The organism is Halobacillus yeomjeoni (assembly GCF_020171525.1).
GTDB classification, from domain to species: Bacteria; Bacillota; Bacilli; order Bacillales; family Halobacillaceae; genus Halobacillus; species Halobacillus yeomjeoni.
On sequence record NZ_JAIVAI010000001.1, the window covers coordinates 457,883 to 471,493 of the forward strand.

Annotated in this window: 12 protein-coding genes; 10 read left to right on the forward strand and 2 right to left on the reverse strand. The window is 41.7% G+C overall.

What is annotated here, in order from left to right:
- Positions 1-93: 93 nt before the first annotated feature.
- The 3 genes from LCL89_RS02295 (at position 94) to LCL89_RS02305 (ending at position 3,001) form a co-directional block, all read left to right on the forward strand.
- Positions 94-1,098: a FecCD family ABC transporter permease gene (locus tag LCL89_RS02295; RefSeq protein ID WP_224807457.1), complete on the forward strand. Its 1,005-nt coding sequence runs from the start codon at positions 94-96 to the stop codon at positions 1,096-1,098.
- Positions 1,095-2,153, forward strand: coding sequence for a FecCD family ABC transporter permease (locus tag LCL89_RS02300; RefSeq protein ID WP_404813384.1), 1,059 nt, complete (start codon positions 1,095-1,097; stop codon positions 2,151-2,153). Before LCL89_RS02295 ends, LCL89_RS02300 begins: the two co-directional genes overlap by 4 nt.
- Positions 2,154-2,365: 212 nt before the next feature.
- On the forward strand, positions 2,366-3,001 hold the full coding sequence (locus tag LCL89_RS02305) for an FMN-dependent NADH-azoreductase (RefSeq protein ID WP_224807458.1): 636 nt from the start codon (positions 2,366-2,368) through the stop codon (positions 2,999-3,001).
- Between the two features lie 48 nt (positions 3,002-3,049).
- Here the strand turns inward: LCL89_RS02305 and LCL89_RS02310 are convergent, their stop codons facing one another.
- The gene (locus LCL89_RS02310) at positions 3,050-3,487 is read right to left on the reverse strand and encodes an RDD family protein (RefSeq protein WP_224807459.1); all 438 of its coding nucleotides are present in this window, start codon (positions 3,485-3,487) and stop codon (positions 3,050-3,052) included.
- Between the two features lie 305 nt (positions 3,488-3,792).
- Between LCL89_RS02310 and LCL89_RS02315 the strand changes: the two genes are divergently transcribed.
- The 4 genes from LCL89_RS02315 to LCL89_RS02330 are packed head-to-tail and all read left to right on the forward strand — an operon-like array spanning position 3,793 to position 10,218.
- On the forward strand, positions 3,793-5,733 hold the full coding sequence (locus tag LCL89_RS02315) for an IucA/IucC family protein (RefSeq protein ID WP_224807461.1): 1,941 nt from the start codon (positions 3,793-3,795) through the stop codon (positions 5,731-5,733).
- A complete protein-coding gene (locus LCL89_RS02320; protein ID WP_224807463.1) occupies positions 5,730-7,742 on the forward strand; it encodes an IucA/IucC family protein in 2,013 nt (670 codons plus the stop codon). The genes LCL89_RS02315 and LCL89_RS02320 overlap by 4 nt, the downstream gene beginning before the upstream one ends.
- Positions 7,735-8,967 carry an MFS transporter gene (locus LCL89_RS02325; protein ID WP_224807465.1) on the forward strand — a complete coding sequence of 411 codons (1,233 nt, stop codon included), beginning with the start codon at positions 7,735-7,737 and terminating at the stop codon, positions 8,965-8,967. The genes LCL89_RS02320 and LCL89_RS02325 overlap by 8 nt, the downstream gene beginning before the upstream one ends.
- A 15-nt stretch (positions 8,968-8,982) precedes the next feature.
- Positions 8,983-10,218 carry a type III PLP-dependent enzyme gene (locus tag LCL89_RS02330; protein WP_224807467.1) on the forward strand — a complete coding sequence of 412 codons (1,236 nt, stop codon included), beginning with the start codon at positions 8,983-8,985 and terminating at the stop codon, positions 10,216-10,218.
- A gap of 16 nt (positions 10,219-10,234) precedes the next feature.
- Here the strand turns inward: LCL89_RS02330 and LCL89_RS02335 are convergent, their stop codons facing one another.
- Positions 10,235-10,870, reverse strand: a complete 636-nt coding sequence (locus LCL89_RS02335) for a FusB/FusC family EF-G-binding protein (RefSeq protein WP_224807469.1) — start codon at positions 10,868-10,870, stop codon at positions 10,235-10,237.
- A gap of 277 nt (positions 10,871-11,147) precedes the next feature.
- Here LCL89_RS02335 and LCL89_RS02340 point away from each other — a divergent pair, with 277 nt between their 5' ends.
- The 3 genes from LCL89_RS02340 to LCL89_RS02350 all read left to right on the forward strand — a co-directional run bounded on the left by LCL89_RS02340 (position 11,148) and on the right by LCL89_RS02350 (position 13,280).
- Positions 11,148-11,609, forward strand: a complete 462-nt coding sequence (locus LCL89_RS02340; RefSeq protein WP_224807470.1) for a membrane lipoprotein lipid attachment site-containing protein — start codon at positions 11,148-11,150, stop codon at positions 11,607-11,609.
- A gap of 52 nt (positions 11,610-11,661) precedes the next feature.
- Positions 11,662-12,147, forward strand: coding sequence for an HIT family protein (locus LCL89_RS02345; RefSeq protein ID WP_224807471.1), 486 nt, complete (start codon positions 11,662-11,664; stop codon positions 12,145-12,147).
- A 176-nt stretch (positions 12,148-12,323) separates the two neighbouring features.
- A complete protein-coding gene (locus tag LCL89_RS02350; protein ID WP_224807472.1) occupies positions 12,324-13,280 on the forward strand; it encodes an alpha/beta hydrolase in 957 nt (318 codons plus the stop codon).
- The last annotated feature ends 331 nt before the right edge of the window (positions 13,281-13,611 follow it).

Sequence of the window (13,611 nt, forward strand, 5' to 3'; positions counted from 1 at the left end):
ATGATTCTCATATACATTGACAGTATACGCGCGTACACATAGACTGTAAGATATGAGATTTTTGTAAGAGAATGGATTTGAGAGGGTTATCATATGGTTTTAAGATCTAACGTATTAAAAGGTATGGGCATCATCGCTGGACTGATATTATTGGTGCTTTGCACATTTGCAAGTATCGTATTCGGTTATACGGATGTGAATATCAGGGATGTGTATCAAGCTTTTTTTAATTTCGATGAAACAAATCTACATATTATAATAACGGAAGTCAGGTTCCCGAGAGCTCTTATAGCAGCTTGTGTCGGAGCATCCTTGGCCATAGCAGGTGTGTTGATGCAGGCTTTAACACGAAACCCTCTCGCATCTCCGAGTATTTTCGGAATCAATGCAGGGGCTTCTTTTTTTGTCGTGGTGGCTATATCCTACATTCCATCGCTTTCATTACAAGGCATTACATGGCTTGCGTTTGCAGGGGCCGCAGTAGCAGCTTTAGTGGTTTATGGAATCGGATCGATTGGAAGAGAAGGGTTGACTCCTGTCAGACTCACTCTTGCAGGAGCTGCCATTGCTGCTTTATTCTTCTCATTCACACAAGGGCTTCTTGTGTTGAATGAAAAGGCTCTGGATGAAGTTTTATTTTGGCTGGCTGGGTCTGTTCAGGGAAGAAGCCTTGATCATATGCTTCCCGTGCTTCCATATATCGTAGCTGCATGGCTCGGCTCTCTTTTCATCGGCCGTCACATCAATGTGTTATTAATGGGAGAAGATGTCGCTTATGGCTTAGGTTTACGAACAGCCTGGATTAAAGCGATCGCAGGAATTGTAATCGTTTTGTTGGCAGGAGGGGCCGTCGCTATTGCAGGTCCGATCGGATTCATCGGTATAGTTATTCCTCATATTGCAAGGTGGCTTGTGGGACAGGATCACCGATGGGTCATACCCTATTCAGCGATTTTAGGTGCCATCCTGTTGCTCTTGGCTGATATCAGTGCACGATACATCATCATGCCCGAGGAAGTTCCTGTCGGCGTGATGACCGCCATTATCGGAACCCCTTTCTTTATTTTTATTGCTCGGAGAGGGTGGAATGAATCTTGAATAAATACCGTACATTTCGAACCAAAAATGATTTATTTTCGATTTTGATTGAAATTCGGACGCTCATGATTTTGGGAGTGTTGACGCTGATTATGCTGGGGCTTTTCTTAATCTCAGCTTCACTTGGGGAGATCATTGTCCATCCACTTAATGTTTTACAGGTTTTCTTTGGTGGGGGGGAAGAATATGATCGTTTGATTGTGCAGACGTTACGTCTTCCAAGAATTATTATTGCTCTGTTCGTAGGAACAGCTCTGGCTGTTAGTGGAGCTATTTTGCAGGGGATGATCAGAAATCCACTGGCTTCTCCCGATTTAGTCGGTTTAACAGGCGGAGCAGGTGTAGGAGTGGTCGCTTTTCTTGCATTCTTCAGTAATGAAGATCATGCTTTGACGGTAAGTATCAAATGGATGCCGCTTTCTGCCTTTGCGGGTGCCATTCTGATTGGACTTCTCGTTTATTTTCTAGCCTATAAGAACGGACTCTCACCCATGCGATTGATTTTGATTGGTATTGGTATCTCTGCTTTTACTCAGGCAATCATTACGATGCTTATGATTCTTGGGCCTATTTTCCGAGCTTCCCAGGCCAATGTATGGCTGACGGGAAGTGTGTACGGCTCGAATTGGGACGAAGTGAAAATTATTGTTCCAGTAGTCACAGCCTTACTTCTTCTTTCACTCTTATTGGCAAGGCGTATGAATGCACAGGAATTAGGAGATGAAACGGCTGTGGGAATCGGAGTTCATTTGGAACGTGATCGCCGCTTGTTTTTAATTATTGCAACTGCTCTGACAGGGATTGCCGTTTCGTTTGCAGGTGGAGTGGGGTTCGTAGGACTCATGGCTCCACATATAGCGAGGAGACTCGTCGGTTCCAACTACGGGTCTTTAATTCCGATCTCAGCAGTGATCGGAGCTATACTCGTTATGGGAGCTGATTTGATAGGACGCACGCTGTTTCTTCCTTTGGAAGTTCCAGCAGGGGTCTTTACGGCTTCAATCGGTGCACCTTACTTCATATATCTGCTGGTGACAAGCAACAAATCTTCATAGTAAAAAGAATGGTCTGTATGAGGCCATTCTTTTTTTTTGCATTTTTACATAAACCCTAGAAAAAATAACCAAAAGCTAGACACTTGAAAAAAAATTAAATATGAAATACAATTATCTCGAATTAAAAATAATTGGTATTGAGATAAATGTATCGATTCCAATTCAAACACCAAACTAGAATCAACACACTTCACAGAAAGGATGAAATGGAAATGACAAGAGTTTTGTACATTACAGCACACCCTCACGATGATACTCAATCTTACAGTATGGCAGTAGGGAAGGCATTCATCGATCAATACAAAGAGGTGAACCCGGACCATGAGGTCATCCACATCGATTTGTATAAAGAATATATTCCTCAAATCGATGCAGATATCTTTAATGGCTGGGGAAAACTTCAAAATGGATCAGGGTTTGAAGATCTCTCCTCAACAGAAAAAGAAAAAGTGGGGAGACTCTCTGAATTGAGTGAACAATTCATTGACGCTGACAAGTATGTTTTCGTAACGCCGATGTGGAATTTCGCTTTTCCTCCGGTGATGAAAGCTTATATCGATTCTGTTGCTGTAGCTGGTAAAGCGTTTGAATATACAGAGGAAGGTCCTCAAGGTTTATTGACGGATAAAAAGGCATTCCATATCCAGGCCAGCGGTGGAATCTATTCTGAAGGTCCTGCCGCAGGGATGGAAACAGGCCACAGTTACCTGCAGAAAATCATGCAGTTCTTCGGTGTCCCATCTTTTGATGGTGTATTCGTAGAAGGACATGCGATGATGCCGGAAAAAGCGGAATCGATTAAAGAAGATGCGATCGCTCGTGCTAAAGATGCAGCTCATACGTTCTAAACAGGAAAGAGCCAACTCCGGGGACATTACCCACAGTTGGCTCTTTTTTTATAGTTCATGTTCTTCTTTAGGCTTAATTGTCGTATGAGAAATGAATTCGGACCAACCGCGTCCACGTTTGTCCATTAACGACAAAGCCATCGAGACAAAAAACCATGCCCCGTGAGTCACAGCGACTACACCGAACCCGAGGATAGCTCTTGAAAGTATTTGATAATATCTGATTCTTTTTCCTTTATTTGAAACGACGTCCATATTGGTGATTAATATTCCTATCGTTTTACCTCTGAAAAGAAGAGGGACGACGATCATAATTATCAAATGTGCAATCAAGAAAGCCTTCCAAAAGGCTGGATTAGGATCATAACCTCTTCCGGTATTTTGCATTTCGGTATATATAGCACCGATCACCCCGGATAGAATGATTTCAAACATCCCCCCGATTAACCGTTGAGGAATATGCTTCGAAAGTTTTTGTGTTTCCACTAGATGAACTCCTTTTCTATATTTCTAGTTTATTCTATGAAAAAAGAAAGATTTTGATATTCCATGTATTCTTTATCATTTCTCTGTTACTTCAGGGTGAATCGTATGGACTACTTTTGCCAGGTGATATCATAAAAAATCAGAATAGATGATGACCTATTTCACCCTTACGTTAACCTCTGGCTGAATCCATCGGACTGTTTTCATGAATTGAATTGACATTGATAATCACTATCAATTAGTGTACTTCCTAGAGGTACACTTTTTCTAATTCCAGTGATGCACTGTCAGAGGAGGACTTAGTTTTGGAAGCAACACTTACTAACCCAATGGATTATTGCAGTACCGTGCAATCCTATTTAAAACGACAACACCCTCACATGTTTGAAGCATTTCATGAAAATATGAAGATGGCAGAGGAGACAATTCTGCATCAGCTCATTCAAGCTGTCATCAGAGAACAATTGGTGAAAGTTGATTGGGGAATCGATTCCAACACCATCCATGTTCTTCTTGGAGGAGAAGCCTTCATAGAAGTCCCCGTTTCAAAGGTCTCTGCTTTACATAAAATTGAAATCCAAGGAGAGATCGTTCTAATCGATTACAAAGGCAGTAAGGAGCCCTTGGTCTGCCCTGAACAATTATTATCAGTACTTGGTCAACAAAAAGGAATCAGCCAGTTGGATGAAGATGCTCCATTCATTAATGAAATTGAGAACAGTAAAGTGAATTATGCACTCGCTTTAACCGCGGCTGATGAGCGTAAGAGAGAACTCAAAAAAGAAACAGGGTCTGTAGAAGATACGTTCGCCTTCGTATTGGAAGAAAGCAAAAGAGATATTCAATTCAGCCCTTTGAACTTCTTTGAGCAATGGGTCATCCAAGGGCATTCGATTCACCCTTGTTCAAGAACACGTCTAGGAATGGATGTAGAAGCTCTTACCCAATTCGCCCCAGAATGGGCAGGGAGTCCAAAGGTGATTCCGATGGCTGTCGATCAGGATTACTGCAAAATAACCAACATGGAAAAACGTTCCCTGACAGAAATCATTCTTAATGAATATCCGGAAGTAGAACAACAGTTTTATACAATTTTGAAGCAAAAGGGAAAGGATACTGAGCGGTATGAACTGATCATCGTCCACCCTTGGCAATATGAAGAGACGATCAAAGAAAATTATAAAGAGGAAATTAAAAATGAAATGGTCATTCCTTTGGAAAGCGCAACGATTGATACAGCTGCGTTAGTTTCATTCCGGTCGCTGGCTCCGCTTTACGATAAAAATAAACATCATATAAAAACAGCCTTGAACGTGCAGATGACAAGTGCGGTTCGTACGGTTTCCGCGGCTTCGACATTTAACGGGCCGAAAATTTCAAATGCGCTTCGTTCAATCAAAGAAAATGATCCCTATTTGGCGCGTACATTCGGGTTTGCTCGTGAAGAGTCCGGCATTCACTTCGAGCCTCAACATCCGGTGACACCTGAAAGACGTCATTTCTTGCAAAAGAACTTTGCATCCATCATCAGAGAAAACCCTGAATCGGATCTCTATGAAGATGAAGTCGTTCTTCCTGCTGCAACGTTGATTGCCGAATCCCCTTTTACGGATCGAATTTTGATTGAAGAACTGGTTCGTAATTTCGCGCAACGGGAAGAAATGGAATCACTTGGAGAAGCGGCTGAAAGGTTCATGGAAAAGTATGTGGATGTCCTGCTGCCGGGGATTTTGTCGCTCATTACAAAGTATGGAATCAGCATGGAAGTCCATATGCAGAATTGTTTAGTTGTCCTGAAAAAGGGCGTACCTGAAAGGATCATTGTTCGGGATAACGGAGGAATTCGAATTATGGAGGAGCGGCTGAGCAGCCATTATAGTATGGAGAGTCTGGACCCTAGTACAAATTTGACGACAGACGACCGTCAGGAGCTGTTGGATATTTTTTACCATGCCATCATCCACAACCATCTTGGCGAATTATTCGTACCGCTTTCTAGAGAACTGGAAATAAATGAGTGGAAGCTTTGGAAAGTAGTGAAAACCGGTGTAGAAAAAGTCTATGAAACCCTTAAAAGTAAAAACTCATTTTCAATGGATCAATTGGAAGATGAAGACATCATCTTGCAATCTCCTTCTCGTATGAAAGCACTTGTCAGGATGAGGTTGACGGATCAATTTACTGAGAACGCATATGTGGATATACCAAATCCTTTGCGATGGGTCAAAGAGGAGGAAGGAAAATGAGTCTGGAAATGAATCAAGGTTTGACACAACGTTTGGAAGGTTTGTTGGAAGATGAGGTCAGCTGTCTGCGTTTCATACTGGATCATACACCAGCCTACTTGAATCATTACATTGATCATATGGAGAAAGGAAGAAGCGGAATCCTCCATAAACTAGCTTCTTCTATACTAAGAGAAGATGTTGGCCAGGTTTGCAGCCGGTCGATAGATCTGAAGAAAATCGGCCGGGTTCTTGTTGTCAATTTGAATGAAGACAGCACGGAATGGAAAAGTTTCTTCAAAAACATTCAAGAATATCCTTTAAGGGAAGACCTTACTTATAAAGTTTTCCAGAAAGAAGATGAGGTTTATGTATTCCCTGTGTGGGATCAATATGCTTATCATCGTGTGGAAACGACGGATGAAATCCTACGTATTGATGAGTCGGGCGTCCATGTCATAAAACTGGCATCTGAACTTGTGAGAGGGCTGTTTGATGACAACCAGTTTGAGAATTTAGAGACGTTCATGAAAGAGCTTGACAATGGGACGGCGAATTTGACACTGGCCTATATGTATCAGAAAGTGTGGGAAAAAGAAATCAACCAAGAAGCAAAGAAGCTTCAATCGAATTCCACCATCGATTATTTGTTAAAGAAAAGAAAAATGAGCCATCATTTTTCACCGAGCTTGTTCTTAGAGCAGCTCGTCGTCGAAGGACATCAGCTTCATCCGGGAGCCAAAACGAAAACAGGCTTAAAGAAGAAGGATGTCTTTCAATACGCACCAGAGTTTCACCAGACGTTCAATGTACGCTTTGTAGCCGTAAAGAAGAGTCATGTCAGAACAACCGGCGCATCTCATTCTTTGTTAGAGCCGTTTTATCCAGAGGTTTTTGAAACATGTGTTCACCAGTTGGAACAGCGCCAATTAGATCCTCAAAGTTTTGAAATCTTACCTGTACATGAATGGCAATACGATTATGCTATTCCGGATGTGTATGCCAAAGAAATCAATGCGGGTGATGTCATCATGATCGATGACGTTCATCTGCCTGTAGGTGCGACATCCTCATTCCGGACCGTTTACCCAATAAACGAGGAAGGACCTGCGTTGAAGCTCGCTGTAAATAGCCAGATGACATCGACGGTGCGATCAATTTCAACACAAACGGCGATGAATTCTACAGTGTTTACAAATATGATGGAGAAAGTCATGCAGCAAGAGGATCAACTGGATGAATTTCTTCCGTTGAATGAAATCGCGGGAGCTGCTTTTATTTCAGAAGATGAAGTGAAAAGCAGGAATTTGACCATGCTCCTTCGTGAGAGTATTGAAGAGCGGTTGACGGATGATGAAATTGCTGTTGCAGGGCCTGCTTTATATGCGGATTCTCCTGTCAGTGGTCAACCGATGTTGTTTGAGGTTGTCGATCATTACAGCAATACCAAAGGACTGCCAAAAACAGAAACAGCGGTCTCGTTTTTCTCTGAATATATATCCACACTCCTGCCGGGATATTTGACGATGATGACGAAGTATGGAATTGCTTTAGAGGGTCATCTGCAAAATAGTGTTCCAGTTTTCAAAGGTGGGCGGCTGAGCCGCTTTTATTTCAGAGATTGGGGAGGCGCACGGATTTATCGTGATCGATTGAATAAACAAGGGATCTCCGCCGAGTTCATGGAAGGGTCCGTGTCCGTCACAAATGATATTTCTTCTATGCACAATAAGATGTATTATACAGTTTTTCAAAATCATTTTGGTGAATTGATCCGATTACTTGTCTCCTATACAGGATTAGCGGAAAATACATTCTGGTTGTTAGTTAAAAAAGTATGTAAAGAAACCATGGAAGACTTATCGGAACAAAAAGAAATCAAAAAGCAGGTGGAAATCGACAGAGAGTTCCTTTTCCAACCAAAGGTCATGCACAAAGCGTTGACTAAAATGAGACTGACCGACAAAAAAGGGTACAGCTTCAGTGAAGTGAGCAATCCATTAGCGATCAGTGAGGAAATCCATGATTAGTACCGCTTTACAACGATGGACAGCCAGGGAAGACAAGGCCTTGGCATTCTCATCGTTCAGGAAATTTCTCTATGGGAGTTTTATTGTACGCAGTGCTGATTGGATGGATTTGACCATCTTGAACTGGCTTGTTTATCAATGGACAGGATCGGCTGTAGCTCTCGGAATCGTTAACGCCTGCCGGTTAATCCCGATTATATTTTTCAGTCTCCATGGAGGTGTTCTTGCCGACCGCTACGATCGGAAGAAAATATTGCTTATCTGTTATGGGGGGATCATTGTCAGTACGGTCCTGCTCGCTTTCTTAGCTTATATGAAAGTGGCTATCGTATTGTTTTATGGCGCGATTGTGCTTCGGTCACTTTTTATGACGATCGAGGTGCCTGTCAGAAATGCGTTTTTAGCAGATTTGGTGGATCACCGATGTCTCCCGAATGCGATATCTCTTCAAACGATGGTCATCAATCTGGCCAGGATGGTCGGGCCTGCTTTGGCTGGCTGGTTATTGGTCAAATACAGTGCTTCCGAGCTATTTATAGTTGTAGCGGCAGGAATGACAATGATTCTTTTTCTTCTTCCTAAAATCGAAGTGACACAAAACAGGGAATTGGAAAAGAAAATCGTGAAAGAGCAGAAGAATGATTGGAAGGAAACGTTTCGTTATATCCGGGAAAACCGCCTGATCGTATCCATCTTGCTGATTGCGATTGCTCCGATGGTGTTCGGGTTTCCATATACAACGATGCTCCCTTTATTTGCCGATGAATTGATGGGTATGGGACCAGATGGATTCGGTCTGTTGTTATCCGTCTCTTCCATTGGGGCTATCATTTCAACTATGATTTTATCTATAAAAAAACCCACCCACCAAGGGAAAGTCCTTGTTTTATCAGCACTCGGTTTTGGACTGTGTTTAGGTTTTTTCATCCTTTTCAAGGAAAGTTATTTGATCTCTCTTATCCTGATACTTATTGTAGGATTCACAAGTCAACTCTATCGCACGATGAGTAGGATTACTTTACAGATGAATGTAGAAGAAACACTTAGGGGAAGAGTGTTGAGTGTCGCGTTGATGGACAGGGCATACATTCCTCTCGGTTCTTTACTGATCGGATTTATTGCAGGACAGTTCGGTGCGGTTGCTGCAGGGTTGTTTATGGGGATGGGGTGTTTCGCCATCACATTGTTGATCGCGTGGCAGAGACCTGGACTTTGGAAAACATGATTTGGAGGATGCTCAATGATTACTATAGAAAAGAAAGCAACGATCGATGATTATCTTAAGCAGTGGAAAACGGAGTCCGATGAACCTCTTTGTGCTTACTTTTACGATCTAGACCTACTTGAAGAACATGCGAAAACGATCAAACAGAGCTTACCAGTTTTCTGCCGTCTTTATTATGCGGTGAAAGCGAATCCTGAGAAAGAAATTCTTAAGACATTGGAACCGATAGTAGACGGTTTCGATGTGGCTTCCCAAGGGGAAATGGAGAAAATAAAATCCATTTCAAATAAACCGATGTTATTTGGAGGCCCCGGAAAAAAGAAGAAAGAGTTAGAAGCGGCTATGGATTCTAATGTCGAGTTGGTCAATGTAGAAAGTTTTCATGATTTGTATCGGATGGAGGAACTGGCAAAGGTACAACAAATCAAACTCCCTGTCCTGATTCGCGTCAACCTGAGTGAAAATGTGTCAGAAAGTCATATCAGAATGTCCGGGGTACCAAGTCAGTTTGGTGTAGATGAAAGGGACATTCCTCAACTGATTATAGAAGCATTGCAATCGGATCATGTGGAAATTCGAGGGTTCCATTTCCATGCCATGTCCAATAATTTAGATGCAGAAGCTCATCTGCATTTTGTAGAAAGTTGTATTCAAAAGTCGCTGCGTTGGAAAGAAGAGTATCGGTTGAACACGCCGATCATCGATATCGGCGGGGGAATAGGAATCAACTATTGGGACCCTGCATCTCCTTTTGATTGGGCGCACTTTACAGATGGAATGGACCGATTGAACGAGGCATACAGTCAAGAGGACCTCACTTTATTTCTTGAAATCGGCCGCTACATGGCAGCAGAGTGCGGAACCTATGCGTCGGAAGTGCTCGATGTGAAAACGAATCATGGGAAAAACTATGCGGTTCTTCGAGGCGGCTCCCATCACTTGAGGCTTCCGGCAGCTTGGAAAATCAGTCATCCTTTCCAGGTGTACAGCATTGATGAATGGAATGAGCCATTCTCCCGGCCCGGTATAGAAGGTGAAAATGTGACGGTAGCTGGTGAATTATGTACTCCGAACGACGTTCTCGTTCGAGATGAATTTGTGGAGAGTGTTCGAGCCAGGGATGTCATCCTGTTTCACTATGCTGGTGCTTATGGTTGGACAATCAGTCACCATGATTTTCTGAGCCACCCTCACCCTCAACAGGTATTTGTGAAAAACGGAGAATATATAAAAAAGCGATCAGAGTTTTAAAGCTCTGATCGCTTTTTTATGTCATCGAATCAATAAAACGATGAAGAGGGTGGATGTTCTTTAGGTTTTTGTTACAAGTGTTGCTGTTTCGGCAAATGTAGTTGCCACGGGTTATGGATTCCTCTTTAGAAGATTTCTTAACCCTTGTAGTAAACAGATCGACATCTTCCTGTTCATGACAGATGGAACAAATGCCTGGCTTTTGTGAGAAGGTAGTTCGTCCTTCAACCCCAATCAGCTTTCCATCCTTAAACAAGATGATATATTTTTTTCCTGACCCTTGGTCGTTCCAGCCAAAGTAGGATAGTTCATTCCAATCGACAGACTCCAAATCTGGAAGTCGTAGTTTTTTCGCTTTGGGAAACAGGGATTGAATCGTGTCTGTATGAAGTTCAGGGAAGGGAGTGACATGCTGCTTTAAACGGGACAAGAAAAATATCGCTTCCGCTTCGTCTTCTACATGTTGAACTTGGCCGACAAGTTGTTTTTGATCTTCGGACAATTTACCGAATAGGCCGGTCACCTTTTCCTGGGTCAAAGTTTTGATTGCTTCAGTGACAGCTGTGTCATGGGTAGTTAACTTACTCTGCAAAAGGTTTTCAATTTGGCTTTTTATATATTGATATTGATGATTTTGGATAAAGGACTTCAATAGAACACCTCCGTGATGGCTCTTTGAATTTATTATTTCAAAACTCCCCATTGCTAGCAAGAAATTATCCTCTACTGAACGATTGTGAATTTTTCCATTTGTTGAGGAGATGAAAATGGATTGCTTGAATGATAATAAGGATCAAATCGCTCTTTTTCCTGATTGGAAAAGGAGGTTTTGGGTCAGGACAGAGTTTTATATTCGAAAGTGGAGATTGACACGACTATGCTGTTTTGAAATCATTAGAATCGATGTATACATAAAAGGGGGAGAGTAAATGAAGAAAATTCTATTCACCATGATGCTCGGACTCACCATTCTTCTAACCGGGTGCAATACAAATGAGGCAGAAGAGAGTGTTGAAAGCTATTATACATCTTTGATGAATGAAGATTATGATAGCGCATTTTCTCACTTGTTAATTTTTGATGAGCACTACGATGAAGGAACGGATTTGAGTCCGGAAGAAGCGGAAAAGAAATACATAGCAAAAGTCGATTACTTAAAAGAACAAGGTTATAAAATAAAAGATTTTGAAATTCTCTCTGTACACAAGGAAGAGGCTGCACCCCCTTCAGTGAAAAGTGAACTGATATATGAAGTAGATGGTAATGAGCAGAAGGTGGAAGAAATGATTCAAGTCACAGATGAAGGTCTGTTTGTTGATTTGTCAGAAGAGGATCCATATGCGAAATACCGCGATGGTCAAATGGAAGTAAATCTACCGCAAAGTGAATGAGAGTTAAAGAAATCTTTGGCATTTTAGCTGGGATAATATAAGGAGGAAGACATTGAGGAGAATTCAGTTAGCGAATGGAACAACTGTTGAAGTAGAATGTTTAAGCTGTGCCTTAGTCAAAGGGGTCGTAGAACCGGATGGTGGCGTCATTTATGAATCTGATTACTTCCACGCCCATCAGGATGTGGCCTATCCTATTAGAGGACTTGTTATTCTGGCATCCAAGAGGCACGTTAAAAGTTTAGATGAACTGACTGAGGAAGAAAAAATCGACTACATACAAGTGCTGTCCAAAATTAGAGAGGCCCAAAGGAAAGTATTGGGTATCGAGTATGTTTATTATTTTTACAATGAAGACACGACACACCATTTCCATACATGGATGGTTCCGCGATACGAATGGATGTATGATTTTGGTAGGTCCGTTGAATCTGTGCGTCCCGTTCTCTTACATGCGAGAAATGAAATGAACGATGATGAGAATATAGAACAAGTTAAGAAAAGCATTGCCGCTTTGACTGTGGAGTTAAATCGTTAAGAAATGAATAAGTGGAATTCGTTAACCATGACGGTTTGGAAAAAGGAACTTATAGAAGTTCCTTTTTTATTTTCATGACAAAGAGTAGCTGGGTGCGGAAATCCTAAGAAGGATTTTCCTATCACATACTTGAATATAAGTGGGGGTAGAACAAAAAATCAATTGAGGTGACGATATTGGCATCAAAAACTTTTATTGAACTGCAAATGCAGGTCATCCAACTTGTAAAGCAAGATAAACATGGAGAGGCCCTGATGGAAATTGAAGAGGCAAAGCAGTGGTTTCCAGAAAGGTTGGATAGGCTCGGTCATTGGAAAGCGAATCTCTACGCAATCAAAGGGGAAAAGGAAAAAGCGCTCTCTGAATTGAATGAAGTTCTTGAAAAAGGATTATGGTGGAATCCGGATCTTTTGACAAGCGATCCTGAACTGGAAACCATCAAGGATGAGGATGGTTTTAAATCTGTAGTTGAAAAGTGCCGAAAGATTTACAGCAAGCTTCACCAGGAATCTAGGTCTGATCTTATAGTGCAAGGGAATCCTGAGGCGGATCAGATGCTGTTTGCGCTACACTGGAAAGGATCCAATGCCCGTGATTTTGCCCTCCAATGGAAAGATGATCGATTGATCGATACATATAGAATAGGCTTTCCTCAATCATCCCAATTGTTTAGTCATGCTTGCTACACCTGGGATGACTATGAACTCACTAAAAGAGATATCCGCATGACCTTCGCACAGTTTTCTGAAGAGCAGCTTCAATCTGATTTTGAGTCCATTATTGCTGGAGCATCCCAAGGTGGAAAAGTTTCGGTGCAAATGTGTCTGGACAAAGGAATGGAAGAGTTTCATTCTTTTATCGCCATCGTCCCGGCTTTTGATGTAGAAGAAATGAAAACTCTTTTAGAGGACGACTTTGACACGGATGTACGAGGTTGCATCATTACCGGCGATGAAGATCCTTTTTATCAACAAGCTCTAGAAACCTATCATTTGTTGATTGAGGCAGGTATTGAGTGTAAGTGGATCGTCAAAAACGGGATGGGACATGTTTTACCTGAAGACTTAGCGGATGTTATTGATGAAGCTGTTGGATTTGTGTCTGAAGGGAATATGTTGTCTAATAGAGAGTAATGATTGATAAAAGAAGAGGTCTTAATTAGGGACTCTCTTCTTTTATTTTGGCTCTGTTATTGTTTAGTGTCGTTATTTCACCTGTGAGCTCACATAACAATTTCCATAGAAGAATTAGTGTGAGGCGCGGCTTTGGGAATGACTCTTCAAAATGGGTGGAAGGAAAAGGCCATATACCTTTATTAATGAAAGTCCCTTCCCTCCCATACTCTGTGTAAAGAACGGACTTAAACCACAATCCCAGATGGGTGGACTAGTAAGAAATCTTTTAAAATATCAACAACAGACTTTTTTATGTTGAACTAAATCAACAGGCTTTGACAGGGTATGG

Bases quoted from the DNA above. Each gene is read 5' to 3' on its own strand.
- LCL89_RS02305 (WP_224807458.1), top strand. From the start codon at position 2,366: ATGACAAGAGTTTTGTACATTACAGCACACCCTCACGATGATACTCAA.
- LCL89_RS02340 (WP_224807470.1), top strand. From the start codon at position 11,148: ATGAAGAAAATTCTATTCACCATGATGCTCGGACTCACCATTCTTCTA.
- LCL89_RS02325 (WP_224807465.1), top strand. From the start codon at position 7,735: ATGATTAGTACCGCTTTACAACGATGGACAGCCAGGGAAGACAAGGCC.
- LCL89_RS02330 (WP_224807467.1), top strand. From the start codon at position 8,983: ATGATTACTATAGAAAAGAAAGCAACGATCGATGATTATCTTAAGCAG.
- LCL89_RS02295 (WP_224807457.1), top strand. From the start codon at position 94: ATGGTTTTAAGATCTAACGTATTAAAAGGTATGGGCATCATCGCTGGA.
- LCL89_RS02320 (WP_224807463.1), top strand. From the start codon at position 5,730: ATGAGTCTGGAAATGAATCAAGGTTTGACACAACGTTTGGAAGGTTTG.